At 69.8% G+C, this 24,212-nt stretch carries 19 protein-coding genes; 10 read left to right on the forward strand and 9 right to left on the reverse strand.

Annotation, left to right across the window (positions count from 1 at the left end):
• Positions 1–12 precede the first annotated feature (12 nt).
• Positions 13–744 (forward strand): alpha/beta fold hydrolase, encoded by a 732-nt coding sequence (locus tag BLQ39_RS07520; protein WP_092322963.1) that lies wholly within the window; start codon positions 13–15, stop codon positions 742–744.
• Between the two features lie 217 nt (positions 745–961).
• Here the strand turns inward: BLQ39_RS07520 and hpaD are convergent, their stop codons facing one another.
• The 5 genes from hpaD to BLQ39_RS07545 form a co-directional block, all read right to left on the reverse strand.
• Complete coding sequence (hpaD, locus tag BLQ39_RS07525; RefSeq protein WP_092322964.1) at positions 962–2,026, reverse strand: 3,4-dihydroxyphenylacetate 2,3-dioxygenase; 1,065 nt, start codon at positions 2,024–2,026, stop codon at positions 962–964.
• 126 nt (positions 2,027–2,152) lie between these two features.
• On the reverse strand, positions 2,153–3,676 hold the full coding sequence (gene hpaE, locus BLQ39_RS07530) for a 5-carboxymethyl-2-hydroxymuconate semialdehyde dehydrogenase (protein ID WP_092323013.1): 1,524 nt from the start codon (positions 3,674–3,676) through the stop codon (positions 2,153–2,155).
• Between the two features lie 41 nt (positions 3,677–3,717).
• Positions 3,718–4,662, reverse strand: coding sequence for a 4-hydroxy-tetrahydrodipicolinate synthase (gene dapA / locus BLQ39_RS07535; protein WP_092322966.1), 945 nt, complete (start codon positions 4,660–4,662; stop codon positions 3,718–3,720).
• A 43-nt stretch (positions 4,663–4,705) separates the two neighbouring features.
• On the reverse strand, positions 4,706–5,365 hold the full coding sequence (locus tag BLQ39_RS07540; protein WP_092322967.1) for a GntR family transcriptional regulator: 660 nt from the start codon (positions 5,363–5,365) through the stop codon (positions 4,706–4,708).
• The gene (locus BLQ39_RS07545; protein ID WP_092322969.1) at positions 5,362–6,876 is read right to left on the reverse strand and encodes a fumarylacetoacetate hydrolase family protein; all 1,515 of its coding nucleotides are present in this window, start codon (positions 6,874–6,876) and stop codon (positions 5,362–5,364) included. Before BLQ39_RS07545 ends, BLQ39_RS07540 begins: the two co-directional genes overlap by 4 nt.
• Before the next feature lie 412 nt (positions 6,877–7,288).
• On the opposite strand from BLQ39_RS07545, the gene BLQ39_RS07550 reads away from it, so the two are divergent.
• The 4 genes from BLQ39_RS07550 to BLQ39_RS07565 all read left to right on the forward strand — a co-directional run bounded on the left by BLQ39_RS07550 (position 7,289) and on the right by BLQ39_RS07565 (position 11,857).
• Complete coding sequence (locus BLQ39_RS07550; RefSeq protein WP_370254875.1) at positions 7,289–8,755, forward strand: NAD-dependent succinate-semialdehyde dehydrogenase; 1,467 nt, start codon at positions 7,289–7,291, stop codon at positions 8,753–8,755.
• 233 nt (positions 8,756–8,988) lie between these two features.
• Positions 8,989–9,795, forward strand: a complete 807-nt coding sequence (locus BLQ39_RS07555) for a TrmH family RNA methyltransferase (protein ID WP_092322972.1) — start codon at positions 8,989–8,991, stop codon at positions 9,793–9,795.
• Positions 9,796–9,888: 93 nt separating this feature from the next.
• Positions 9,889–11,073 (forward strand): thiolase family protein, encoded by a 1,185-nt coding sequence (locus BLQ39_RS07560; protein ID WP_092322973.1) that lies wholly within the window; start codon positions 9,889–9,891, stop codon positions 11,071–11,073.
• A gap of 4 nt (positions 11,074–11,077) precedes the next feature.
• A complete protein-coding gene (locus BLQ39_RS07565; protein ID WP_092322975.1) occupies positions 11,078–11,857 on the forward strand; it encodes an SDR family NAD(P)-dependent oxidoreductase in 780 nt (259 codons plus the stop codon).
• Between the two features lie 130 nt (positions 11,858–11,987).
• Here BLQ39_RS07565 and BLQ39_RS07570 read toward each other — a convergent pair whose 3' ends face one another.
• Together BLQ39_RS07570 and BLQ39_RS07575 are read right to left on the reverse strand one after the other, a co-directional pair.
• Positions 11,988–14,087 (reverse strand): S9 family peptidase, encoded by a 2,100-nt coding sequence (locus tag BLQ39_RS07570; RefSeq protein ID WP_092322976.1) that lies wholly within the window; start codon positions 14,085–14,087, stop codon positions 11,988–11,990.
• A gap of 134 nt (positions 14,088–14,221) precedes the next feature.
• Entirely contained in the window at positions 14,222–14,926 is a 705-nt protein-coding gene (locus BLQ39_RS07575) for a DUF4386 domain-containing protein (protein ID WP_166784389.1), read from the reverse strand.
• Positions 14,927–15,113: 187 nt separating this feature from the next.
• Between BLQ39_RS07575 and BLQ39_RS07580 the strand changes: the two genes are divergently transcribed.
• On the forward strand, positions 15,114–15,716 hold the full coding sequence (locus tag BLQ39_RS07580) for a TetR/AcrR family transcriptional regulator C-terminal domain-containing protein (protein WP_241986969.1): 603 nt from the start codon (positions 15,114–15,116) through the stop codon (positions 15,714–15,716).
• Between the two features lie 204 nt (positions 15,717–15,920).
• Here the strand turns inward: BLQ39_RS07580 and BLQ39_RS07585 are convergent, their stop codons facing one another.
• Complete coding sequence (locus tag BLQ39_RS07585; protein WP_092322980.1) at positions 15,921–17,363, reverse strand: helix-turn-helix transcriptional regulator; 1,443 nt, start codon at positions 17,361–17,363, stop codon at positions 15,921–15,923.
• Positions 17,364–17,520: 157 nt separating this feature from the next.
• On the opposite strand from BLQ39_RS07585, the gene BLQ39_RS07590 reads away from it, so the two are divergent.
• Positions 17,521–19,374, forward strand: a complete 1,854-nt coding sequence (locus BLQ39_RS07590) for a phosphoenolpyruvate carboxykinase (GTP) (protein WP_092323014.1) — start codon at positions 17,521–17,523, stop codon at positions 19,372–19,374.
• Positions 19,375–19,485: 111 nt separating this feature from the next.
• Here the strand turns inward: BLQ39_RS07590 and BLQ39_RS07595 are convergent, their stop codons facing one another.
• Positions 19,486–21,420: an ABC transporter ATP-binding protein gene (locus BLQ39_RS07595; RefSeq protein ID WP_092322982.1), complete on the reverse strand. Its 1,935-nt coding sequence runs from the start codon at positions 21,418–21,420 to the stop codon at positions 19,486–19,488.
• Between the two features lie 183 nt (positions 21,421–21,603).
• On the opposite strand from BLQ39_RS07595, the gene BLQ39_RS07605 reads away from it, so the two are divergent.
• From BLQ39_RS07605 to BLQ39_RS07615, 3 genes are read left to right on the forward strand one after another with little or no spacing between them, the layout of a single operon-like run.
• On the forward strand, positions 21,604–22,530 hold the full coding sequence (locus BLQ39_RS07605) for an ABC transporter ATP-binding protein (protein WP_092322985.1): 927 nt from the start codon (positions 21,604–21,606) through the stop codon (positions 22,528–22,530).
• On the forward strand, positions 22,527–23,363 hold the full coding sequence (locus BLQ39_RS07610; protein ID WP_092322987.1) for an ABC transporter permease: 837 nt from the start codon (positions 22,527–22,529) through the stop codon (positions 23,361–23,363). Before BLQ39_RS07605 ends, BLQ39_RS07610 begins: the two co-directional genes overlap by 4 nt.
• A gap of 47 nt (positions 23,364–23,410) precedes the next feature.
• On the forward strand, positions 23,411–24,190 hold the full coding sequence (locus tag BLQ39_RS07615) for an ABC transporter permease (RefSeq protein WP_092323016.1): 780 nt from the start codon (positions 23,411–23,413) through the stop codon (positions 24,188–24,190).
• Positions 24,191–24,212 lie beyond the last annotated feature (22 nt).

Raw genomic sequence — 24,212 nt, forward strand, 5'->3', positions numbered from 1 at the left:
CGTCCGGTAGCGGTGGCCGAATTCGCCCGGCGCCTCGACGGAGTGCGGATCGCCTACGACTACGTGCCGGGGGAGCGCCCCATCCTCCTCGTGCACGGCTTCGCGTCGACGGCCGCGGTCACCTGGTCGACCCCCGGCTGGGTGCGCGCGATCACGGATGCCGGACGCGGCGTGATCACCCCCGACCTGCGCGGCCACGGGCGCAGCGATGCTCCCCGCCGCGCGGCCGACTACGCGCCGCGCCAGCTCGCGGCCGACCTCGTCGCCGTGCTCGACGCGCTCGAACTCGACCAGGTCGACGTCATCGCCTACTCGATGGGCTCGCGCGTCGCCGCGGCCCTCACCCAGCTGGCGCCCGAGCGGGTGCGGCGGGTCGTGCTCGGCGGGGCCGGGCCGCTGGAACTCTTCGAAACCTGGGACCCGGACGCGGTGCGCCGCTTCGTGACCCACGGCGACCTGCCGGCCGACCCGACGATCGCGGCAGTGCTCGGCGCGGCGATCCAGGCAGGCGCCGACCGGGACGCGCTCATGGCCTGCGTGCAGGGAGTCGCGGGCGCCACGCTCGACGTGCCGCCGGGCATCCCGGTGCTCTACGCCGCCGGCGGGGCCGACACGATCCCGGCCGGAGTGGAGGAGATCGCGCGGGCGCGCGGTTCGGAGTACCTGGAACTCGCCGGCCGCGGCCACATCAACGCCCTGACCTCCCGCGAGTTCAAGCAGGCCGCGCTGGCCTTCCTCGCCTGACCCCTTCCCGCCTGCCCCCTGACCCCTACCCCCTGACCCCTGCCCCCTACCCCCTTCCCCCTTCCCCCTGCCCCCTTCGCCCATTTTTTTCCCGCCCTTTCCCGCGAAACCGCAGTTGTGCGCGTTAAACGTGCGCCATAACGCGCACAACTGCTGTCTCGCGGGGATGTGGGGTGGGGACGGGAGACGGGGATGGGGGATGGGGAATGGGGGACGGTTAGAGCTGGTGGCCGAGCTTGTACTCGGGGATCGGCTCGCCCTCGCGGGTGTACGAGAAGCCGTCGGCGCCGATCGTGACGGCCGCCTCGGCCGGCTCGGTGCGCGCGACCAGGGGGCGCACGACGCCGTCCAGGTCGAGCACGGCGGATGCCTCGCTGTACCAGCTGGGCACGACCGGGTTGCCCCACCAGTCGCGGCGCTGGTTGTCGTGCACGTCCCAGGTGAGGGTGGGGTTGTCCGGGTCGCCGGTGTAGTAATCCTGCGTGTAGATCTCGATCCGGTGCCCGTCGGGGTCGCGCAGGTACAGGTAGAACGCGTTCGAGACGCCGTGCCGGCCCGGACCGCGCTCGATCTTGTCCGATTGGCGCAGGGCTCCGAGGTGGTCGCAGATGTGCAGGATCTGGTGCTGCTCGTGCGTGGCGAAGGCGATGTGGTGCAGGCGCGGGCCGTCGCCGCCGGTGAGGGCGACGTCGTGCACGGTGGGCTTGCGGTACATCCACGCGGCGTAGGTGGTGCCCTCGGCATCCTGGATGTCCTCGGACACGGTGAAGCCGAGGCCCTCGTGGTAGGCGCGGGCGGCCTCGACGTCGGGGGTCATCACGTTGAAGTGGTCGAGGCGGGAGATCGCCCCGGCACCGTGCACGTCGTAGCGGCGGGTGAAGCGTTCGACGTGCTCGGAGTCGTAGAAGAACTCGACCGGGAAGCCCAGCGGATCCTCGACCCTGACCGCCTCGCCGACGCCGCGGGTCGCGCCGGCCGGGCGTGGCTCGACGCGGGCGCCGAGCTCGCGGTAGTAGTCGGCCGCGACCGCGACCTCGTCCTGCGACCGCACCCGGTAGGCGAGGGCGGCGAGGGCGGCGACCGGGCCGAGGCGCAGCACCAGGGAGTGGTGCAGGTATTCCTCGAAGGCGCGCAGGTAGATGGCCTCGTCGTCCTCGTAGGTGACGACGAGCCCGAGCACGCCCACGTAGAACGCGCGGGACTCGGCGAGGTCGGTCACGATCAGCTCCGCGTAGGCGGCGCGGATGATGTCCGGCGGGGTGGAGGTGGGCTGGGGGTTCATGGGAGATCTCCTCGTTGAGTGGGTTCGTGACGGTGCGGGACGGGGCCCCGCCCGTGAGGGGTCGCATATCGACCTTCCTGACGGCAATGAAGGTCGATATGCCACCCCTCACAGCCCGAGCGGGGGCTAGCGCGCGCCGAAGCGGGGGGTGTGCACGACGCCGAGCGAGATGTGCACGGCCTGCTGGTCGGTGTAGAAGTCGATCGACCGGTAGCCGCCCTCGTGGCCGAGACCGGAGGCCTTCACCCCGCCGAACGGCGTGCGGAGGTCCCGCACGTTGTGCGAGTTCAGCCAGACCATGCCGGCCTCGACCGCGTGCGCGAAGGTGTGCGCGCGGGTGAGGTCCGAGGTCCAGAGGTAGGCGGCCAGCCCGTACTTCACGCCGTTGGCCAGTTCGAGGGCCTCCGCGTCGGTGTCGAACGGGGTGATCGTCACGACCGGGCCGAAGATCTCCTCCTGGAAGATCCGCGCCGTCGGGGCGACATCCGCGAACACCGTCGGCGCCACGTAGTTGCCCTCCGGAAGGCCGGCCGGGCGGCCGCCGCCGGCGAGCAGGCGGCCCTCGGACTTGCCGAGCTCCACGTAGCTCATCACCTTGGCGAAGTGCTCGGGGTGCACGAGCGCGCCCACCTCGGTCTTCGGGTCGTGCGGGTCGCCGACCACGATCTGCTGGGCGCGCGCCGCGAAGCGGGCGCAGAAGTCCTCGTAGATGCTGCGCTCGACCAGGATGCGGCTGCCGGCGGTGCAGCGCTCGCCGTTGAGCGAGAAGACACCGAACAGGGTCGAGTCGATCGCCGCGTCGAGGTCGGCGTCGGCGAAGACGACGGCGGGCGACTTGCCGCCGAGCTCCATCGACATGCCCTTGAGGTTCGCGGCGCAGTTGCGGTAGATCAGCTGGCCGGTTGTGGTCTCGCCGGTGAACGAGATCAGGGGGACTCTCGGATGCTTCACCAGCGCGTCGCCGGCCTCCTCGCCGATCCCGTTGACCAGGTTGAACACCCCGGCGGGCAGCCCGGCGGCGGCGAAGATCTCCGCCCACAGGCTCGCCGACAGCGGAGTGAACTCGGCCGGCTTGAGCACGACGGTGCAGCCGGAGGCCAGCGCGGGGGCGAGCTTCCAGCTCTCCAGCATGAACGGGGTGTTCCACGGGGTGATCAGGCCGGCGACACCGACCGGCTTGCGGTTGACGTAGTTGATCTGCCGCCCGGGCACGCTGTACGTGTCGTCGGCCTGGGCCACGATCAGGTCGGCGAAGAAGCGGAAGTTCTCGGCCGCGCGGTGCGCCTGGCCGAGGGCCTGCGTGATCGGCAGCCCGGTGTCGAAGGTTTCGAGTTCGGCCAGCCGGGCATCCTGCGCCTCGATCGCTTCGGCGATGCGGTTCAGCACCTGCGCGCGGGCGCGGGGGAGCATCCGGGGCCAGGGCCCGTCGGTGAACGCGCGCGTCGCCGCGGCGACGGCCAGGTCGATGTCCTCCGCCTGCCCGGCGGCGGCCGTGGCGTAGCTCCGGTTCGACACCGGGTCGAGCACGTCGAACGTCTTCCCCGACACGCTGTCGACGAACTCGCCGTCGATGAAGTGCTGGATCCGGGTCGGCAGGTTCTCCGGGATGTAGTGGGCGGCGGCCGCGTGGTGGGTGGGCGCGGCGTGCATCTGGGCCGCGCGGACGGCGGCGGAGGCGGGGTCGGGCATGGTCATGCTCCCTTCACGGTGAAGCCGTCGACCGGGGAGAGGTATTTCTCGCCCGCGGCCAGCAGCCTGGTCATTTTTTCGATGCCTTCAGGCGTCGGCGTGATCAGCGGCGGGCGCACGAAACCGGATGCGATCAGGCCGCGCTGCTCGAGCACCCATTTGCCCGGCGCCGGGTTGGTCTCGACGAAGAGCAGGTCGACGAGCGGGTGCAGGCCGTAGTGGATCTCCCGTGCGCGTTCGATGTCGCCCTCGATCCACGCGTTGTACATCTCGACGTGGGCGACCGGGGCGATGTTCGAGGTGGCGCTGATGTAGCCGACGCCGCCGAGGGCGAGCAACGGCAGGCAGAGCAGCTCGATGCCGCTCCAGACCAGCAGGTCGGGACCGCAGAGCTGGAGCACCCGGGAGAAGTGCTCGAAGTCCTTGGTCGTCTCCTTGACGCCGACGAAGTTGTCGAAATCGCGGTAGAGGCGCGCGATGGTCTCCGGGCCGATGTCGACAGCGGTGCGGCTGGGCACGTTGTAGGCCACGATCGGCAGGTCGGGGAACTCCTCGGCGACCGTTTTGTACCAGACGTAGAGCGCCTCCTGGGTGGGGCGGGCGTAGTACGGCGTGATGATCAGGGCGGCGTCGACGCCGGCATCCTGCGCGGCAGCGGTGAGCTCGAGGGTCTCGTCGAGCTTGGCCGAGCCGGTGCCGGGCATGAACGGCACCCGGTCGTCGATCGCGGCGGCGACCGTGCGGATGGCGTCGGCGCGCTCGGCGATGGTCTGCGAGCTGGGCTCGCCGGTCGAGCCGCCGATCGAGATTCCGTGGGTGCCGGATGCCAGCTGCCAGTTCACGAGGTTGACCAGGCCCGCGTGGTCGACGGCCCCGTCCGCGGTGAACGGCGACATCAGGGGCGCGATGGAGCCCTTGATCTGGGCTGGATTGCTGCGGAACTTCATTGTCTCTGCTCTCTGATCCGGTGCTTGCGTGCCCGGATCGGTGTTACGCGTGGTGGGCGAGGAAGGCGTCGAGGGTGGACAGGCGGTGGTTGCGGGCGCAGAGCTCGATGTCGAGCGGGTCCGCTCCGCCCTCGATCAGGTCGAGCAGCGCGTCGTGCTCGGCGACGGATTCGGGGGCACGGCCCGGCACGAAGCTGAAGGTCGAGCTGCGCAGCGCGTTCAGGCGGGTCCAGCCGCGGTGCACCAGGTCGAGGATGTGCGGGTTGGGGCAGGTCTCGAACAGGAGCGTGTGGAACTCGGCGTTCAGCCGGGTGAAGCTGGCCGGTTCGAAGTGGGTGAGGTTCTCCCGCATCGCCTGGTTCACGGCCCTGGCCTTGCGCAGGGTGACGACGCTGATCGTGGGGGCGGCGAGGGCGGTGGCGTACCCCTCGACCAGGCCGAGCGTCTGCATGGTGACTTCGTACTCGGCGGCGTTCAGCATGGCCACCTGGGCGCCGACATTGCGTTCGAAGGTGATCAGGCCCTCGGCCTCGAGTTTCCGGATGGCCTCGCGCACCGGAACCGCGCTGACCCCGAGGTCGCCGGCGATCTGGCCGAGCACGAGCCGGTAGCCCGGGCTGAACCGGCCGTCGGCGATGCGCTCCCGAATCCACCCGTAGGCGAGCTGGGACTTGCTCACGCCGGCGGCATCCGAGGCGCTCATGCGTCCCGCTCCTCCAGGTAGCGTGCCCGCCAGGCCGCGTTCATCGGGTACAGGCCGTCGACGCCCTCGCCGGCGGCGACCATGGCGGCGATGAACGTTTCCTCGCGTTCCTGTTCGATCCCCGCGGTGACGACTTCCTCGACCAGGTGCGGCGGGATGACGAGCAGCCCGTCGGCATCGCCGACGATGACGTCGCCGGGCTGCACCGACGTGCCGCCGCAGGCGACGGTCACGTCCACGTCCCAGGGAACGTGGCGGCGCCCGAGCACGGCCGGGTGCCCGCCGGCGTGGTAGGTGGGGATGTCCAGGGCGGAGACGGCCACGAGGTCGCGCACGCCGCCGTCGGTGACGAGGCCGGCGGCTCCGCGCACCTGGGCGCGCAGGGCGAGGATGTCGCCGACCGTGCCCGTGCCGCGCTCGCCGCGGGCCTCCATCACCAGCACGTCGCCCGGGCCGAGCCCGTCGAAGGCGCGTTTCTGGGCGTTGTACCCGCCGCCGTGGGACTCGAACAGGTCTTCCCGGTTCGGAATGTAGCGCAGCGTGCGGGCGCGGCCGACGAGGCGGGCCTCCGGCCGGGTCGACCGGAGCCCGTCGATGGACACGTTGTTCAGGCCGCGCTTACGCAGCTGGGAGCTGAGGGTGGCCGTGCCGACGCTGTTGATCCGGGCGATGAGCTCGGGCGTGAGGGTGAACGCGGCCGGGGCATCCGCCGGCGCGTCCGCGGGGGCATCCGCCGACACGAGGCCGGCGGCCTCGGCCGAGCCCCAGGCCTCCGCGCGCTGCAGGTCGTCGACCCTGGGCCCGGCGCCCCACGGGGCGAGCGGCACGGTGCCCCCGGTGATGGGGGTGACGAGACGGCCCGTTGTCGGCGCGCCGGGGGCGTCGGGGGCATCCACCTCGACCTCGACGACGTCGCCGGGCGAGACGACGGATGACCCCGCCGGAGTTCCGGTGAGGATGACGTCCCCGGGCTCGAGCGTGATCAGCTGGGAGAGGTCGGCCACCAGCCGGCCGAACGGAAAGAGCAGGTCGGCGGTCGTGTCGTCCTGCACGAGCTCGCCGTTGACCCAGGTGCGCAGGCGCAGGCCGGCCGGGTCGAGGCCCTCGGCGGGCAGGAAGACCGGGCCGAGCGGGGTGAAGCCGTCGCCGCCCTTGGAGCGCAGGTTCGAGCCCTTATCGGCGTGGCGCAGGTCGTAGACGCCCAGGTCGTTGGCCGCGGTGACGTGCGAGACGGCCGCCCAGCCCTCCTCGGGTGTGACGCGGCGGGTGAGGCGCCCGATGACCAGCGCGATCTCTCCCTCGAACGCGAGCAGCTCGCATCCGGCCGGGCGTTCGACCGGAGCCCCGCTCACGGCGAGCGAGGTGGCCGGCTTCAGGAAATACCCGGGCTGCTCCGGAGTGCGGCCGCGCTGGGCGACGCGGCTCGGGTAGTTGAGGTGCACGGCAATGATCTTGCCCGGCGCACCCCCTGTGCCGTGTTCGCCGGCACCCGGAACCTGTGGAATCAGCATGATCTGGTGGTCGCTACCGATCGAGGCGTCACTGCCATGGAATACTCCCTTGTATCTCCGATACGATCCGGCCAACGTATCACAGATCGTATATCATCCGCACTCGAGCCGCCGGTGGATCCCCTCGCCGAGAATCGCCGATTACGCCGAGAATCCCCGGTGCAACGGCGACTGTCGGCAGGAACGGCGACTCTCTGGCGCCCGGTGATCGACCGCCGGAACCTGCGCGCATCCGCGAAGTGCGGGCCGGCACGGACCGAATGCAGCGGATCTGAGCGTATTTTCGTCCGGCTGCCGCGGAATCCGTCGTCGTCAGTCACCGAGACGACTCTCTTCCGCTGCGGCCGGGCGAAGTTCTTGCTCAGACCGGCTAGATTTGAAGCAGACTTTCCGAGGAGGCATTGTGTTGCACATTTCAGAATCCGAATTGCTCGCGCAGGTACCCAACGAGCTGTACATCAACGGCCGGTGGGTACCGGCTGCCGATGGCGGCACGCTCCAGGTGTTCGACCCCGCCACGGGCAAGGTGATAAAGACGATCGCCGACGCCCGGGTCGAAGACGGCGCCGCCGCACTCGACGCCGCCGTGGAGGCTCAGGACAGCTGGGCCGCCACCCCGCCGCGGGTGCGCGGCGAGATCCTGCGCCGCGCGTTCGACCTGCTGCAGGAGCGCAAGCACGAGTTCGCGATGCTGATGACGCTCGAGATGGGCAAGCCGCTGGCCGAGGCGCACGGCGAGGTCGCCTACGGCGGCGAGTTCCTGCGCTGGTTCAGCGAGGAGGCCGTGCGGATCAGCGGCCGCTACGGCACCAACCCCGAGGGCACCGGCCGGATGATCGTCACCCAGCACCCGGTGGGGCCGAGCTTCCTGATCACCCCGTGGAACTTCCCGCTCGCCATGGCGACCCGGAAGATCGCCCCGGCGCTCGCCGCCGGCTGCACGGTCGTCATCAAGCCGGCCGAGCTCACCCCGCTGACCACCCTCTACCTGGTCAAACTGTTCGAAGAGGTCGGTCTTCCGGCCGGTGTCGTCAATGTGATCACGACCTCGACCTCCTCGGCCGTGGCCGGGCCGATCATCGCCGACCCGCGGCTGCGCAAGCTCTCCTTCACCGGCTCGACCGCCGTCGGCCAGAAGCTCATCCAGCAGTCCGCCCAGGGCGTGCTGCGCACCTCGATGGAGCTCGGCGGCAACGCCCCGTTCATCGTGTTCGAGGACGCAGACCTCGACCGGGCCGTTGACGGGGCGATCATGGCCAAGTTCCGCAACATCGGCCAGGCCTGCACCGCCGCGAACCGGTTCGTCGTGCACGCCTCCATCGCCGAGGAATTCGCGCGCCGCGTCACGGAGCGTGTGAACGGCTTCACCGTCGGGCGCGGCACCGAAGACGGCGTCACGATCGGCCCGCTGATCAACGACGACGCCGTGGCGAAAGCCGACACGCTCGTGCAGGACGCCGTCCGGCGCGGCGCCACGCTGCTCACCGGCGGCTCCGCGATCGAGGGCGTCGGCACCTTCTACCAGCCCACCGTGATCAGCGGGGTGAAGGCCGGCAGCGACATCCTGCGCGAAGAGATCTTCGGGCCGGTGCTGTCGATCATCCCGTTCGTCGACGAGGATGACGCGGTGCGGATCGCCAACGACACCGAATTCGGGCTGATCAGCTACGTGTTCACGAAGGACCTGGCCCGCGGGCAGCGGATGATTGAGCGCCTGCAGACCGGCATGATGGGGCTCAACATGGGCGTCATCTCCAACGCGGCCGCCCCGTTCGGCGGGGTCAAGCAGTCGGGTCTCGGCCGTGAGGGCGGCTTCGAGGGCATCCACGAGTACCTCTCGACGAAGTACACGCTCACGCCCGATCCCTTTACCGTCTAGCCCCGCCCCGCCCCACCCTGAGGAGCTCCCGCGCACCGCGCGGGAGCTCCGGCTGCGTGTGTCCGTGTCCGTGTCCGTGTGTGTGTGTGACTAACTCAGGAGAATCGGTGTCGCATCCGGAACTTGCCGCGCTGGTCCGCGGACTGGGGACCCGCGGGAACGGATTCTCCTGAGTTGGCCACAACGGCCGGCGGGCACGAGGGGGCGCGTGGGCCGCGGCCTAGACTTTGCGGATGCCCGTCATCGAGATCACAGAGCTCAGCGACCCGCGGCTGGCCGACTACGCGCACCTGACCGATGTGGCGCTCAAGAAGGCCCGCGGCACCGAACACGGGCTGTACCTCGCCGAGTCGTTGCTCGTCTTCGAGCGGGCGCTCCGGGCCGGGCACCAGCCGCGCTCGGTGCTCGCCCTCGGCGGCTCTGCCGAGGAGGCCCTGGCCGCCCTCGGCGATCGGGCCGCAGACGTTGCGGTTTTCGTCGGGCCGGGGGAGCTGCTCGCGGAGCTGACCGGGTACATCCTGCACCGCGGCCTGATTGCCTCGATGCACCGGCCGGCCCTGCCCGACCCGGACGAGCTGCTCGCCGGCGCCCGCCGCATCGTCATCCTCGAGGACGTCGCCGATCCCACCAACGTCGGGGCCATCTTCCGCTCGGCCGGCGCGATCGGCGCGGACGCGATCCTGGTCACGCCGCGCTGCTCCGACCCGTTCTACCGCCGCGCCATCCGGGTCTCGATGGGCACCGTGCTGCAGGTGCCGTGGACCCGAGTCGGCGACTGGCCGGCCACCCGCGGGCTGCTGACCCGGCACGGCTTTCATGTGGCCGCGCTCGCCCTGACCCCGGATGCCGTGAGCCTGCGTGACTTCGACGGCCGCGCGCACGAGCGGCTCGCCCTCGTGCTCGGCGCCGAGGGGCACGGGCTCACCGACGAGGCGCTCGCGGCATCCGACACCGTGGTGCAGATCCCGATGAAGCACGGCATCGACTCGCTCAACGTGGCCGCGGCCAGCGCCGTCGCCATGTGGGCCCTCTCCGACTAGCCCCGACCCCCCGCGAAACCGCAGTTGTGCGCGTTAAAACGCCCGCTTAGCGCGCACAACTGCGGTTTCGCGGGGGTGTCCTAGGCTGGGGACATGAGCAACGAAGCCGTAATCGTGGATGTCGTCCGCACCCCGTCGGGCCGCGGCAAGCCCGGCTGCGCCCTCTCCGGCGTGCACCCCGCCGACCTGCTCGCGGGCGTGCTGGGCGAGCTGGTCAGCCGCAACGGCCTCGATCCGGCCCTCGTCGACGACGTGATCGGCGGATGCGTCAGCCAGGCCGGCGAACAGGGCTTCAACATCACCCGCACCGCGCTCCTCGCCGCGGGCTTCCCCGACTCCGTCCCCGCCGTCACGATCGACCGGCAGTGCGGCTCCAGCCAACAGGCCGCCACCTTCGCCGCCCAGGGCGTGATCGCCGGCAGCTACGACATCGTCATCGCCTGCGGCGTCGAATCGATGAGCCGGGTGCCGCTCGGCTCCTCCCTCAGCGGAAAGGACCCCTACGGCGAGCTCCTCCGCGAGCGCTACCCGGAGGGCCTGGTCAGCCAGGGCGTCTCGGCCGAGCTGATCAACGAGAAGTGGGGCCTCGGCCGGCAGGAGCTCGACGCCTTCGCCGCCCGCTCGCACCGCCTCGCCGCGGCCGCGGCCGGGCGCGGCGACTTCGCCCGCGAGATCGTGCCCGTGGCCACGCCGGACGGCAGCGTGGTCAGCCTCGACCAAACCGTCCGGGCCGGCACCACCGTCGAATCCCTGGCCGGCCTCCAGCCGGCCTTCCGCACCGACGCCCTCGCCGAGCGCTTCCCCGACCTCGACTGGCAGATCACCGCCGGCAATTCCTCCCCGCTGACCGACGGCGCATCCGCCGCGCTGATCATGAGCGCCGCCCGCGCCGAACAGCTCGGCCTCACCCCCCGCGCCCGCTTCCACAGCTTTGCGGTCACCGGCAGCGACCCCCTGCTCATGCTCACCGGCGTGATCCCGGTGACCCGCCGCATCCTCGACCGCGCGGGCCTCGGCATCGACGACCTCGACGCCTACGAGGTCAACGAGGCCTTCGCCTCCGTGCCGCTGGCCTGGCTCCAGGACCTGCACGCCGACCCGGAGCGGCTCAACCCGCGCGGCGGCGCGATCGCCCTCGGCCACGCGCTCGGCTCCTCCGGAACGCGCCTGCTCGGCACCCTGCTGAACCACCTCGAAGCCACCGGCGGCCGCTTCGGCCTCCAGGCAATGTGCGAAGGCGGCGGCATGGCCAACGCCACCATTATCGAAAGGCTCTAACCCCATGCAGATCGACGCATGCTCCGCCCTCGTCACCGGAGGCGCCTCCGGCCTCGGCCTGGCCACCGCGACGGCCCTGCACGAGGCCGGCGCCATCGTGGTGCTGCTCGACCTCCCCGGATCGCCGGGCGAGCGGATCGCCGCCGATTTCGGCGGTCGCGCCGTCTTCGCGCCGGGCGACGTGACCAACCCGGCCGACGTTCAGGCCGCGGTGGATGCCGCGACCGCGCTGGCCCCGCTGCGGATCGTCGTCAACTGCGCCGGCATCGCCCCCGGCGCGCGCACGGTCGGCCGGGGCGGCCCGCTGCCGCTGGAGGACTTCGAACGCGCCATCCGGATCAACCTCGTCGGCACGTTCAACGTGATCCGGCTGGCCGCCGCCGCCATGCAACAGACGGAACCGCTCGGCGGAACCGGACAGGGAGCATCCGAGCGCGGCGTGATCGTGAACACCGCGTCGGTCGCGGCCTTCGACGGCCAGATCGGGCAGGCCGCCTACGCGGCGTCCAAGGGCGGGGTCGCCGCGATGACCCTGCCGCTCGCCCGCGAGTTCGCCCAGTCGTTCATCCGGGTGATGACCATCGCGCCGGGCATCTTCGACACCCCGATGATGCAGGGCATGACGCAGGAGGTGCGGGACTCCCTCGGCGCGCAGGTGCCGCATCCGTCCCGGCTCGGCGACCCGAGCGAATATGCGGCCCTCGTGCGCCACATCGTCGAGAACCCCATGCTCAACGGCGAGACCATCCGGCTCGACGGCGCCATCCGGATGCAGCCGCGCTGACCGTTCCGTGAACCGCCGAGGTTCAGGTTGAGTTGCGGAGAAAGTGCCTTCAATGTCGAAACGAAGGTACTTTCTCCGCAACTGAATCGAGTGATTCCGCGAGGGGGCGACTCCGTCCGGCCCGGGGCGCTCAGCCGAGCAACTCCGGCCGCTTCCACGCCGCCCCGTGCACGTGCTGGTCGAGGAAGGCGAACACCGTTTCGTACCAGACGACGGCGTGCTGGGGCTTCAGCACCCAGTGGTTCTCGTCGGGGAAGTACAGGAACTTGTGCCGAGTGCTCCCGTCGGGCTCGGCGTGATGCTCGGCGAGTTCGGACCACAGCCGCAGGCTCTCGCCGATCGGCACCCGGTAGTCGTGGTCGCCGTGGATGACGAGCATCGGCGTCGCGATCTCGCGCACGCTGTGGTGCGGCGAGTTGTCGATCATGCCCTGCGGCGAAAAGATGCTCTGCCAGTAGTGCGAGCTGTCCGTCGTGCCGTTGAACTGGTCGAGCGCCCACAGGCTCGCGTGGCTGACGATGGCGCGGAACCGGTCGGTGTGCCCGGCGACCCAGTTCGCCATGTACCCGCCGAACGAGCCGCCCAGCGCGGCGGTTTTCGTGGCGTCGATGTCGGCGCGGGCCTCCGCGGCATCCGTGATCGCCAGGAGGTCGGTGTACGGCCTGGCGCCCCAGGCATCCCAGCCGCGGGCGATGAAGTCGAGCCCGTAGCCGGTCGAGAGCGCGGGGTCGGGCAGCAGCACCGCGTAGCCCCGGGCGACCGCGAGCAGCGGGCTCCACCGCCAGCTCCAGGCGTTCCAGCTGTTCAGCGGGCCGCCGTGGATCCAGAGCAGCAGCGGCGCCGGATGCTCGGCCGAGGCCCCCTCGGGCAGCAGCAGCCAGGCCCGAACCCGCGCGCCGTCCTCGGCCGACGTCTCGACCTCGGTGATCGTGCCCGGGGCGGCCGGCAGCGTCGCCGGCGTCGCGAGCACGGTGACCTCGCCGGACCGATTGATCCGAACCGGATGCGACGGCGCCGTCCACGAGGACCGCAGCGCCACGAGGTCTCCGGTTGCAGCGTCGACGGCCACGTCGGTGTAGCTGAACTCGTCGGTCGTCACCCGTCGCACGGCCGAACCGTCGAGCGGCACACGGAACACGGGGCCGCGGCCGTCGTGGTCGGCCGTGACGACGAGGGCCTCGTCGTCGGCGTCGAAGATCAGGCTCGAGGCCCAGCGGTCCCAGCCCTGGGCGAGGCGGCGGGGGTTGCCGCCGTCGATGTCGGCAACCCAGATCTCCCGGTCGGCGGGGCCCTCGGGGGTGCTGTCCTCGGCGCGCACGAACGCGATGCTGCTGCCGTCGCGGCTGACTGCCGGGGCCTCGAAGTCCACGTGCTCTTCGTCGAAGAGCACGGTCTGCGCGCCGGATCCCAGGTCGATCGACACGAGGATGGAACGGCCGGAGCGCTGTTCCTGCACACGCAGCGCGGTGATCAGGGTGCGGCCGTCGGGAGTGAGGTCCGCCCCGGCGGTGTCGCCCGAGCGGCCGGGGCCGGGGGTGAGGTCCCTGGGGCGGGGGAGGTCCGCCGGGTAGGGGGCGGGAGCATCCGTTTTCTTGTCCGAGCCGGCCGCTTCGGGGGTCGAAGCCGCCAGGACGTCCTCGAGCGCGGACAGGTCGAGTGAGAACAGGTGCGGTTCGGCGGGACCGAGGTCCTGGTCCCAGTACCGCACCGGGTAGCTTTCGTGCAGGATGGCGGCGACCTTCTTGTCCTTGCGCAGGGCGCGCGCCGTGGCGTCGGCCTCGAGGTCGGTCGCGCTGACGAGCAGGTTAGCGGCGATCACGACCGTGTCCGAGGCTGTCGCCGTGGCGGCGATTCCGGACACGCCGCCGGCCAGGCGGGTGACCGCACGGGCCTCGCCGCCGGCGGCGGGGAGCATCCACAATTGGGCGGCCTCGGTGTCTTTCTCGGCGTCGGCGTCGGGGCGCCCGGAGACGAAGAGGATGTCCCCGGACCCGGTGAAGGCAACGCCGGATTCGCCCTTGGCGGAGCGCGTCAGCCGGGCGGGCGTCCCGGAGCCGTCGGCGGGCACGGACCAGAGCGCGCGGTCATAGCCGGTGCGGTCGCGGGAGAGCGTGGCGACCGTGAGCACCACCCGCCGGCCGTCGGGCGAGAGCGCGAGGCCTTCCACCCGGGGGAGCGCGATGTAGTCATCGAGGGCAGAGAACGGCGAGAACGGGGACGTCAGTGTCATGGCCCCACGCTAGCGGGTGCGCCGGCCCCCCCATTCGCCAACGGATGCCGTTGACTTGCGGAAAAAGTACCTTCCGCGGCCTCGGGAAGGTACTTTTTCCGCAACTCAGCGTCGAATGACGCACCTGTGGGGAGTCAGGAGGTACGGGGGAGTTTGCGGCCCCTGATGAGGAGCCAGAAGATCATTGCGGTCTCGCCGACGAATCCGAACAGGCCGAAGACGGGCGTGAAGCCGGGTACGAGGATCAGGCCGACGAGGTCGGCGATGTAGCCCAGGCCCGCAATGCCGATGAGGATCCCGAAGATCTTCGGCATGAAGCCGGAGCGGATCGACAGGTAGGCGACCATGAGGAGATACACGCCGAACAGGCCGAGGGCGGTGTTCCAGATCGAGGTGAACGCCTCGATGTTGTGGAGCGCCGCCTCCGGGGTGCCGAGGTTGTTGAAGGCGATCACGAGCTGGCCGAGGGCGATCATGAACCAGACCGCAAAGGCGGTCCTCGTCAGGCCGGCCACGGTGGAGACGAGGCTGTTGACGGGCTTGAAGAGCGCGGCGGTTCCGGCGGCTGCGACGACGTCCAGCACGGCGACGAGATACATCGCGACGATGCCGGCGATCCACAGCGCCGGCGAGGCCGCGATCGCTTCCGCGGTCTTCTCTGCGTCTCCGGCGGTCACGAGACCCTCGATGGCGACGAAGTTGCCGAAGATGGCCAGGAACACCATGAGCGTCAGGGCGATGCCCGACACGAGTGCTCCCGTGGCCTGCGACCAGCGGAAGGGGTTCAGGGTGAACGCCCGTGCCGTGATGGTCGGTGCGAACTGCAGGCGAGTTGTCATGATCATTTCCTTACGTTGTACGGTGTCCATACTTACGACGTATGTTTAGGTTGTAAGTACGGTACATGTACGGAGTAAGGTTGTCAATGACTGAGGAAAAATAGGGGAGAGCGACATGGCATCACCGCGCAGGGCAGCGCCAGAGGCGCGAGTCCGACTGAACCGCGATCGGGTGATTGAGGCGGCCGTGAAACTCGCCGACGTCGGGGGACTCGATGCGCTCACGATGCGGCGGCTGGGCGAAGAGCTGAACGTCGAAGCAATGTCGATCTACAATCACGTCGCCAACAAGGAAGACCTCATCAACGGCATGGCAGACGCGGTCTTCAGCGAGATCGAATTGCCTTCGCATAGCGACGACTGGAAGACGGCCATCCGGAAACGCTCGATCTCTTTTCGCGAGATTCTCGCCCGGCACTCCTGGGCGACAACCGTGCGGGACTCCGGCGCGAACCCCGGTGCGGCCACCCTCCGGCACCACGACCGGGTGATCGGCACGTTCCGCAACGGCGGCTTCTCCGTCGCGATGGCGGCGCACGCGTTCTCAGCGGTGGACAGCTACATCTATGGTTTCGCAATGCAGGAAAAGAGTCTGCCCTTCACCACACCGGAAGAAGTCGCCGCGATGGCCGAAATCATGCTCGCGCAGCTCCCCAGGAGTGAGTACCCATACCTTGCCGAGCTCACCGCCGACTATGTGCTGAAGCCGGGCTACTTCTACGGCGACGAGTTCCTCGTAGGACTCGACCTCATACTCGACGGGCTCGAGGCGATGCGAAACGCGTCATAGTCCGACGGTGCCCGCCGCCCGCGGCTCCGGCTTCGCGCGGTCGCGGATGCCGTTGAGTTGCGGACAATGTACCTTCCGCGGGCTCGGGAAGGTACTTTTTCCGCAACTCAGTAACTCAGTAACTCAGTAACTCAGTAACAGCAACTCAGCCTGCGCGAGGGCGGGCGCCCGACGGGGCTACTCCGCGGCGTGCGCCCGACGGGGCTACTCCGCGGCGTGCGCCTCGAGGAACTCGTAGACCTCGGTGTCGTCGACGCCCGGGAAGGTCCCGGAGGGCAGCGGCGAGAGCACATGGGCGTGCAGTCTGGCGCTCGGCCAGGCCTTCCCGACCCAGCGAGACGACACCGCGGATACCGGGCGCCGGCAGCAGGACTCGTCCGGGCAGCGGGACACGGCCCGCTGGGTCGTCTCCCGGCCGCGGAACCACTTCGCCTGCGCGAACGGCACGCCGACGGTGATCGAGAACTCGCCGGCATCCGTCGCCCCGGTCTGCGTCGCGCACCAGAACGTGCCGGCCGGCGTGTCGGTGTACTGGTAGAACTCGGTGGTGCGGTTGGTGTGGGTGAAGGCGCTGCGGGCGCTCCACTGCTTGCACACGTACTGGCCCTCGATCGAGCCGGTCACGTCGACCGGCAACGGGAGGCCGTCGTTCTCGTAGCCCTTCTGCAGGGCGCCGTCGCCGGTGACGCGCAGGAAGTGCAGCGTCATGTCGAGGTGGCTCGTCGCCAGGTTCGTCAGCCGGAGGGCCGCGGCCTCGTGCGTCACCCCGAAGGCGTCGCGGAAGTCTTCGACGGCCAGCTCGCGCTCGCGCTTGGCGGTGGAGAGGAAGGCGAGGGATGCCTCGCGTGGCATCAGCGCTGCCGCCGCGAAGTAGTTGATCTGCAGCCGCTGCCAGAGGAACTCGGCGTAGCTGGAGGGCCGCTCGTGGCCGAGCAGCCGGTGCCCCATCGCCTGCAGCGCCATCGACCGCAGGCCGTGGCCGCCGGGGATGGACGCCGGCGGCAGGTAGATCCGGTGATTGACCAGGTCGGTCACCGAGCGCGTGGAGTTGGGCAGGTCGTTGACGTAGATGAGGTTGAAGCCCAGGCGCTCGGCCATCACGCTCACCTCCCGGTGGGTGAGCGCGCCCGAGACGTGCCCGGAGGCCCGCACCTGGTCTTCGGCCAGCTGCTCGATGTCGGGCATGTAATTGTCGCGGTCGCGCATCAGCTCGCGCAGCTCGGTGTTCGCGCGCCGCGCCTCCTCGGGCGTGGCGATGGCCTCGCTGGCCCGGCGGGCGAGCTCCCGGTGCAGCCCGACGAGGGACTCGACGGCCGCCAGCGGGGTGCCCTTGGTCACCTTGACCTGGGGCAGGCCGAGCGCGCCGTAGAGCGGGTTTTTCTGCGCCCTGGCCAGCTCAATCTCCAGCGCCGCCCGCGTGTTCGGAGCGTCGCGGCTGAGCAGCTCGGTGAGGTCGACGCCCAGGGCGGCCGCGACATCCTGCAGCGTCGAGAGCTTCGGCTCCCGCCGCCCATTCTCGATCAGGGAGAGCTGGCTGCCGGCCAGCCCCACCCGGTCACCGAGCTGGTCCAGGGTGAGCCCGCGCTGGCCGCGGAAATGACGGATGCGATGGCCGAGGGTGATGAGATCAGAGGCTTGCGACGACATTCCTTAACAATACCGAAAGAAACGACTTTCTTAACGGCTGGTTCTCGCTTTCTGTCCGGATTTCTGCCGCACACTGGATCAAGAGGGCAAATTTTCACGCCCTGCAACGTCGCACCCGAGCGAGATCGACCTGAAATCAACGATGAAAGGCCAGGAGATGACCATCGCTAATTTCCCCATCCAGACCGGCGGAGAACAATCCAGCACGGGTTCGGGCACGACCGACCCCAACCTCCAGGCCTGGGTTGACGAGGTCGCCCGCCTGACCCAGCCGGACGCAATCGTCTGGTGCGATGGTTCCATGCGCGAAGCCGACGCCCTGGCCAAGCAGCTCGTCACCGAGGGCAAGCTCATCCGCCTGAACCCGGAGTGGCGCCCCAACAGTTTCCTCGCCCGCACGGATCCCTCCGATGTCGCCCGCGTCGAGGACCGCACGTTCATCTGCTCCGCGGACCCCGACGACGCAGGCCCCACGAACAACTGGGCCGACCCCGAGCTGATGCGCGACGAGCTCCAGGTCGTCTTCGCCGGCAGCATGCGCGGCCGCACGATGTACGTCGTGCCGTTCTCGATGGGCCCGCTCGGCGGCCCCATCTCGCAGCTCGGCGTCGAGATCACCGACTCGCCCTACGTCGTTCTGAACATGGGCATCATGACCCGCATGGGCGACAAGGTCCTCCGCCTGATCGAGGGCGGGGCGCGCTGGGTGCAGACCGTGCACAGCGTCGGCTTCCCGCTGATCGAGGAAGACGGCCAGAAGCGCGACGACGTGCAGTGGCCCTGCAGCGAGCTCAAGTACATCGTCCAGTTCCCGGACACCCGCGAGGTCTGGTCGTACGGCTCGGGCTACGGCGGCAACGCGCTGCTGTCGAAGAAGTCGTTCGCGCTGCGCATCGCATCCGTCATGGCCCGCGATGAGGGCTGGCTCGCCGAGCACATGCTGCTGATCAAGGTCACCTCGCCGGAGGGCGGCGTGTCCCACGTGGCCGCCGCGTTCCCCTCCGCCTGCGGCAAGACGAACCTCTCGATGCTGCGCCCGACCATCCCCGGATGGAAGGTCGAGACCATCGGCGACGACATCGCCTGGCTGCGCCCCGGCCCCGACGGCAAGCTCTACGCGATCAACCCGGAGGCCGGCTTCTTCGGCGTCGCCCCCGGCACCGGCGAGATCACGAACCCGACGGCCGTGAACACGGTCTGGGGCAACACGATCTTCACAAACGTGGCGCTGCGCGACGACGGCGATGTCTGGTGGGAGGGCCTCACCGAGACGGCCCCGAGCCACCTCATCGACTGGCAGGGCAACGACTGGACGCCCGATTCCGGACGCCCGGCCGCGCACCCCAACTCCCGGTTCACCGTCGCTGCCGCGCAGTGCCCGTCCATCTCCGAGGACTGGGAGGCGTTCGGCGGCGTGCCGATCGATGCCATCCTGTTCGGCGGCCGTCGCGCCACCAACGTCCCGCTCGTCGCTCAGGCGCGCAGCTGGAAGCACGGTGTGTTCATGGGTGCCACGATCTCTTCCGAGAAGACCGCGGCCGCCGAGGGCACCGTCGGCGAGCTGCGCCGCGACCCGTTCGCGATGCTCCCGTTCTGCGGCTACAACATGGCCGACTACTGGGCCCACTGGCTCAAGGTCGGCAAGGGACTCGGCGTCAACGCCCCGGCGATCTTCCAGGTGAACTGGTTCCGCAAGGGCGCGGACGGCAGCTTCCTCTGGCCCGGCTTCGGCGAGAACTCGCGCGTGATCGAGTGGATCGTGCGTCGCATCGAGGGCAAGGCGGATGCCGTCGACACCCCGATCGGACTGCTCCCGTCCGACGACGCGCTCAACCTCGACGGACTCGACCTGTCCGAGCACCAGGTCGAGCAGCTGTTCCGCATCGACAACGAGTCCTGGATGGAGGAGTGCGACATGACGGAGGAATACTTCAAGAAGTTCGGCAGCCGCGTTCCCCCGGCGCTGCTCGCCGAGCTGGCCAGCGTGCGCTACAACCTCCGCGCGGAGTAGCCGCGCCACCTCGCCAACTCGCCGAACTGTGAGTTTGGCACCTTCCCGGGCCCCGGGAAGGTGCCAAACTCACAGGTCGGCGTGGGGGGATTAGCGTGCGGGGAGCTCCGGTTAGACGAGGAGCTGGTGCTTGGCGAGCTCGCGGTAGAGCGGGGTGGAGGCGACGAGCTCGGAGTGGGTGCCGGTGCCGACGACCTGGCCGTGGTCGAGTACCACGATCTGGTCCGAATCGACCACGGTCGAGAGCCGGTGCGCGATCACGATCAGGGTGCGGTTGACGGCGACCGCGTCGATCGCCGCGCGCATCTTCTGCTCGTTGACGCCGTCGAGGCTCGAGGTGGATTCGTCCAGCAGCAGGATGGGCGGCGCGGCGAGCAGGGCCCGGGCGATCGCGAGCCGCTGGCGTTCGCCGCCGGAGAGCATGACGCCCGACTCGCCGACCGCCGCGCCGAGCCCGGCCGGGTCACGGTCGAGCACCTCGCCGAGGTTGACGGCGTGCAGCACGGCGATGCACTCCTCGTCGGTGGCGTCCGGCGTGGCCAGGGTGAGGTTGTCGCGCAGCGACCCGGCGAGCACAGGGGCGTCCTGCTCGACGTAGCCGATCTGCGACCGGAGCGCGGTGCGGTCGAGGGTGCGGATGTCCAGCCCGCCCAGTCGCACGATGCCGGCGGTGGGGTCGTAGAACCGCTCGATCAGGGCGAGGATCGTGCTCTTGCCGGCGCCGGACGGCCCGACCAGGGCCGTGCGCAGACCGCGCGGGGCGCTGAACGAGACCCCGCGGAGCACCGCGCGCGGACCGGCCGGCGCCGGTCCCGACGTGCCGGCGCCGTCGGCTGCGGCCAGGTTGGCGTCGATCAGATCGGGTTCGGCGAGCACTTCCTCGAGTACGCCGGGGGCGATGATCAGGGTTTCGAGCACCGCGGGCACGTCCGCGGCGGCGACCGGGGCTTCTGCGGCGGCCGGTGGCGTGGCCCCGGGCTCGGGCGTGCCACCCGGCGCGGCCGGAACCGCGTAGCCGAAGTGCACCTCCTCGAAGGCGATGGCGGGGGCATCCGGCAGCATCGACGCGTTCGCGGCGCCGACCGTGAGGGCCAGCGGGGCGATGTCGCGGTCGAACTGGTCCTCGGCGGGCAGGTCGATGATCTCCTCGATCCGGCCGAGCGCGCCGAGGGCCGCGTTCACGGAGGTGATCGCGCCGAAGGCCTGGCCGAGCGGCATGATCATCATGAACAGGAAGAGGATGAAGGCCACCAGGTCGGCGACGGTGATGGCGCCGCTGGCGACCCGGAAGCCGCCGACGCCGAGCACGACGAGGAATGACACCTGCATGGCGATGCCGGCGATGGGCACGACCAGGGCGGAGATCTTCGCGACCTTGATGCCCATCCGCCAGGCGCCCCTGGCGTCCTCCTCGACGACCGCGATCTCGCGCTCGGTCGCGTTCGAGGCGCGCACGGTGCGCACGGCGCTGATGGCCCGTTCGACGCTGGCGGCGAGGTCGCCGACTTTGGCCTGCGCCGCGGCGCTGGCGGTACGGATGCGCTGGGACAGCAACGTCACCGTCACCACCGACACGGTGATCACGAGCACCGTCAGCCCGAGCAGCACCGGGTCGATGATGAGCATGGCGATGAGCGCGCCGACGAAGGTGAGGGAGCCGCCGACCGCCTCGACGAGTCCCTGGGTAAGCACGGCACGCAGCAGGGTCGTGTCGGAGCCGACCCGGGAGACGAGGTCGCCGGTGCGCCGGGTGTCGAACTCGCTGATCGGGAGCCGCAGCATCCGCCCGATCAGCTTGCGGCGACTGGAGAGCACGACGCCCTCACCGGTGCGCTGCAGCAGGTAGTGCTGGTAGCCGCTGATCAGGCCGGAGACGACGACGAGCGCGATCAGGGCGCCGACGAGCCCGCCGAGCGGGTCCTCCTTCTGCACGATCGTGATCACCTGGCTGACCAGCAGCGGCTGCGCCAGGCTGGCCGCGGCGCCGAGAATGCTCAGCACGATCACGACGCCGAGCACCTTCTTGTGCTCGAGGAGGTAGGGCATGAGCTGGCTGAATTTCGCGCGCGGCCCCTCGGGGGTTCCGCCGCGGCGCCCGAACCGGGACGTCGTCGGGGGACGCTCCGAGGAGGGGAGGGAGGAAGGGGCGGATTCGGCGCTGGGTGTCGTGCTCACCAACCGAGTTTACTTCCCGGGAGATGACCTCCGACCGGTCTACAGTGGGGAACTGTGCCGGAGCCCGTGATCATCGCCCAAAACCTCGTCAAAAAGTACAAGGACTTCGCCGCCGTCGACGGCATTTCCTTCGAGGTGGCGCCAGGGGAGTCCTTCGGCCTGCTCGGCCCGAACGGCGCCGGCAAATCGACCACTATGCGGATGGTCGGCGCGGTCTCCACCCGCACAAGCGGCGACCTCAGCATCCTCGGCCTCGACCCGAACGGCTACGGGCCGGAGATCCGCTCCCGCCTCGGCGTCGTGCCGCAGTCCGACAACCTCGACACCGAGCTGCGCGTGCGCGAGAACCTGCTCGTCTACGGCCGCTACTTCGGCCTGCCGCGCAAGCAGGTGGCCGAGCGCGCCGACGAACTGCTCGCCTTCGCGCAGCTCGAGGACAAGGCCAAATCGAAGGTGGACGCCCTCTCCGGCGGCATGAAGCGCCGCCTCACGATCGCGCGCGCGCTGATCAACGACCCGAAGATCCTGCTGCTGGACGAACCGACCACCGGCCTCGACCCGCAGGCCAGGCACATCCTCTGGGACCGGCTCTTCCGGCTCAAGGAGCAGGGCACCACCCTGCTGCTGACCACCCACTACATGGACGAGGCCGAGCAGCTCTGCGACCGGCTCGTCGTGGTCGACAAGGGCACGATCATGGCCGAGGGGTCCCCGGCCGAGCTCATCCGCAAGCACTCCTCCCGGGAGGTGCTCGAGGTGCGGTTCGGCTCCGAGCGCAACGCCCAGGTCGCCGAGCAGATCGCCGGTTTCGGCGACCGGATCGAGGTGCTGCCCGACCGCATCCTCGTCTACAGCGGCAACGGCGAGCGTGAAATGGAACGGATGACCCAGGCCGGGCTGCACCCGATCACCAGCCTCGTGCGGCGCTCGAGCCTGGAAGACGTCTTCCTCCGGCTGACCGGACGGACCCTGATCGAATGAGCGCCGTGGTCGACCAGGCCGAACAGGCCATCGCGGCGACGGTCAAACCACGCCGCTGGGGGTCCTGGTATGTCGCCGAGCACCGGTTCCGGGTCATGCGCTCCTACGCGCAGACGGTCGTGGTCACGGCCATCGGCAACCCGCTGATCTACCTCTATGCCATGGGCGTCGGCCTGGCCACGCTCGTCGACGGCAACCTCGGCGCGGAGGCGGTCGACGGCGTCAGCTACCTCACCTTCGTCGCCCCGGCCCTGCTCGCCAGCGCGGCCGTCGCCGTCGCGTCCGAGGAGTTCAGCTACCCGGTCCTGCTGGGCTTCAAGTGGAACCCGGTCTTCTACGGCATGAACGCCTCCCCGATCCAGCCGGGCCAGATCATCAACGGCATCGTCATCTCGGTGACCGTTCGGATGCTCGTCACCCTGGGCATCTACTTCGGCTTCATGCTGCTCTTCGGCGCGGTCCCGTCGCCGACGGGCTTCCTCGCCGTCTTCGCGGCGCTGCTCACCGGCCTCGGGCTCGGGGCCCTGCTGATGGGCTACACGGCCAGGATCATCGACGACAACGGCCAGCTGGTGATGGTCATGCGCTTCATCATCCTGCCGATGACCCTGTTCTCGGGCACCTTCTTCCCGCTCGGCGTGCTGCCGATCTACCTGCAGTGGATCGGCTGGATCTCCCCGCTCTGGCACGGCACCGAACTGGCCCGGGTCTTCGCCTACGGCGCGAGCGAACCGATCTGGCTGACCGTCGTGCACGTGCTCTACCTGGCCGTGCTGCTCGGCATCGGCTGGACCTGGGCCCGGCGCGTCACCGTGAGGAGGCTGAACAAGTGACGGATTCCGAGACCGCGGTGGCAGCATCCGTCGCCGCCGCCCGGCCGATGCGCGCCCTCTACGCCGGCAACGCGCGCAGCGTCATGCAGCGCGGCTGGCGCGCGACGAGAAGCTCGAACTGGATGATCGTGGTGAGCGGCTTCTTCGAGCCGATCTTCTACCTGCTCTCGATGGGCCTCGGCCTCGGCGCGCTGATCGGCACGATCACCACCGAATCGGGCGATGAGGTGCCGTACGCGGCGTTCATCGCGCCGGCGCTGCTGGCCGTGTCGGCGATGAACGGCGCGATCTACGACTCGACCTGGAACGTGTTCTTCAAGATGCAGTTCGCGAAACTGTACGAGGGCATGCTGTCCACCTCGCTCGGGCCGCTGGATGTCGCGCTCGGCGAGATCTCGCTGGCCCTGCTGCGCGGCGGGATCTACGCGACCGGCTTCATGCTCGTGATGCAGGCGCTCGGGCTGAACCTGTCCTGGTGGGCGCTGCTGGCGCTGCCGGCCGTGCTGCTGATCGCGTTCGGCTTCGCCAGCGTCGGCATGGCGATCACCAGCTACATGAAGACGTTCCAGCAGATGGACTGGATCAACCTGTTCCTGCTGCCGATGTTCCTGTTCTCGGCGACGTTCTACCCGCTCAGCGTTTACCCGCAGGGCATCCAGTACGTCATCCAGGCGCTGCCGCTCTGGCACGGGGTGGAGCTCGTGCGCGGGCTGACCACGGGACTGGTCGGGCCGGGGATGCTCTGGCACGTGCTCTACTACGTCGTGATGATCCTCGTCGGCCTGGTCTTCACCACCCGCCGCCTGCGCGTGCTCTTCCTCGACTGACCTCTCCCCGCGAAACCGCAGT

Origin of the sequence: Cryobacterium psychrotolerans (genome assembly GCF_900101115.1) — a bacterium.
Lineage (GTDB): Bacteria > Actinomycetota > Actinomycetes > Actinomycetales > Microbacteriaceae > Cryobacterium > Cryobacterium psychrotolerans.

Excerpts from the sequence above, each read along its gene's own strand:
- hpaD (WP_092322964.1), bottom strand. The coding sequence starts at position 2,026 with ATGAACCCCCAGCCCACCTCCACCCCGCCGGACATCATCCGCGCCGCC.
- hpaE (WP_092323013.1), bottom strand. The coding sequence starts at position 3,676 with ATGCACGCCGCGCCCACCCACCACGCGGCCGCCGCCCACTACATCCCG.
- dapA (WP_092322966.1), bottom strand. The coding sequence starts at position 4,662 with ATGAAGTTCCGCAGCAATCCAGCCCAGATCAAGGGCTCCATCGCGCCC.
- BLQ39_RS07540 (WP_092322967.1), bottom strand. The coding sequence starts at position 5,365 with ATGAGCGCCTCGGATGCCGCCGGCGTGAGCAAGTCCCAGCTCGCCTAC.
- BLQ39_RS07545 (WP_092322969.1), bottom strand. The coding sequence starts at position 6,876 with ATGCTGATTCCACAGGTTCCGGGTGCCGGCGAACACGGCACAGGGGGT.
- BLQ39_RS07555 (WP_092322972.1), top strand. The coding sequence starts at position 8,989 with ATGCCCGTCATCGAGATCACAGAGCTCAGCGACCCGCGGCTGGCCGAC.
- BLQ39_RS07560 (WP_092322973.1), top strand. The coding sequence starts at position 9,889 with ATGAGCAACGAAGCCGTAATCGTGGATGTCGTCCGCACCCCGTCGGGC.
- BLQ39_RS07565 (WP_092322975.1), top strand. The coding sequence starts at position 11,078 with ATGCAGATCGACGCATGCTCCGCCCTCGTCACCGGAGGCGCCTCCGGC.
- BLQ39_RS07570 (WP_092322976.1), bottom strand. The coding sequence starts at position 14,087 with ATGACACTGACGTCCCCGTTCTCGCCGTTCTCTGCCCTCGATGACTAC.
- BLQ39_RS07575 (WP_166784389.1), bottom strand. The coding sequence starts at position 14,926 with ATGACAACTCGCCTGCAGTTCGCACCGACCATCACGGCACGGGCGTTC.
- BLQ39_RS07585 (WP_092322980.1), bottom strand. The coding sequence starts at position 17,363 with ATGTCGTCGCAAGCCTCTGATCTCATCACCCTCGGCCATCGCATCCGT.
- BLQ39_RS07590 (WP_092323014.1), top strand. The coding sequence starts at position 17,521 with ATGACCATCGCTAATTTCCCCATCCAGACCGGCGGAGAACAATCCAGC.
- BLQ39_RS07595 (WP_092322982.1), bottom strand. The coding sequence starts at position 21,420 with ATGCCCTACCTCCTCGAGCACAAGAAGGTGCTCGGCGTCGTGATCGTG.
- BLQ39_RS07610 (WP_092322987.1), top strand. The coding sequence starts at position 22,527 with ATGAGCGCCGTGGTCGACCAGGCCGAACAGGCCATCGCGGCGACGGTC.
- BLQ39_RS07615 (WP_092323016.1), top strand. The coding sequence starts at position 23,411 with ATGCGCGCCCTCTACGCCGGCAACGCGCGCAGCGTCATGCAGCGCGGC.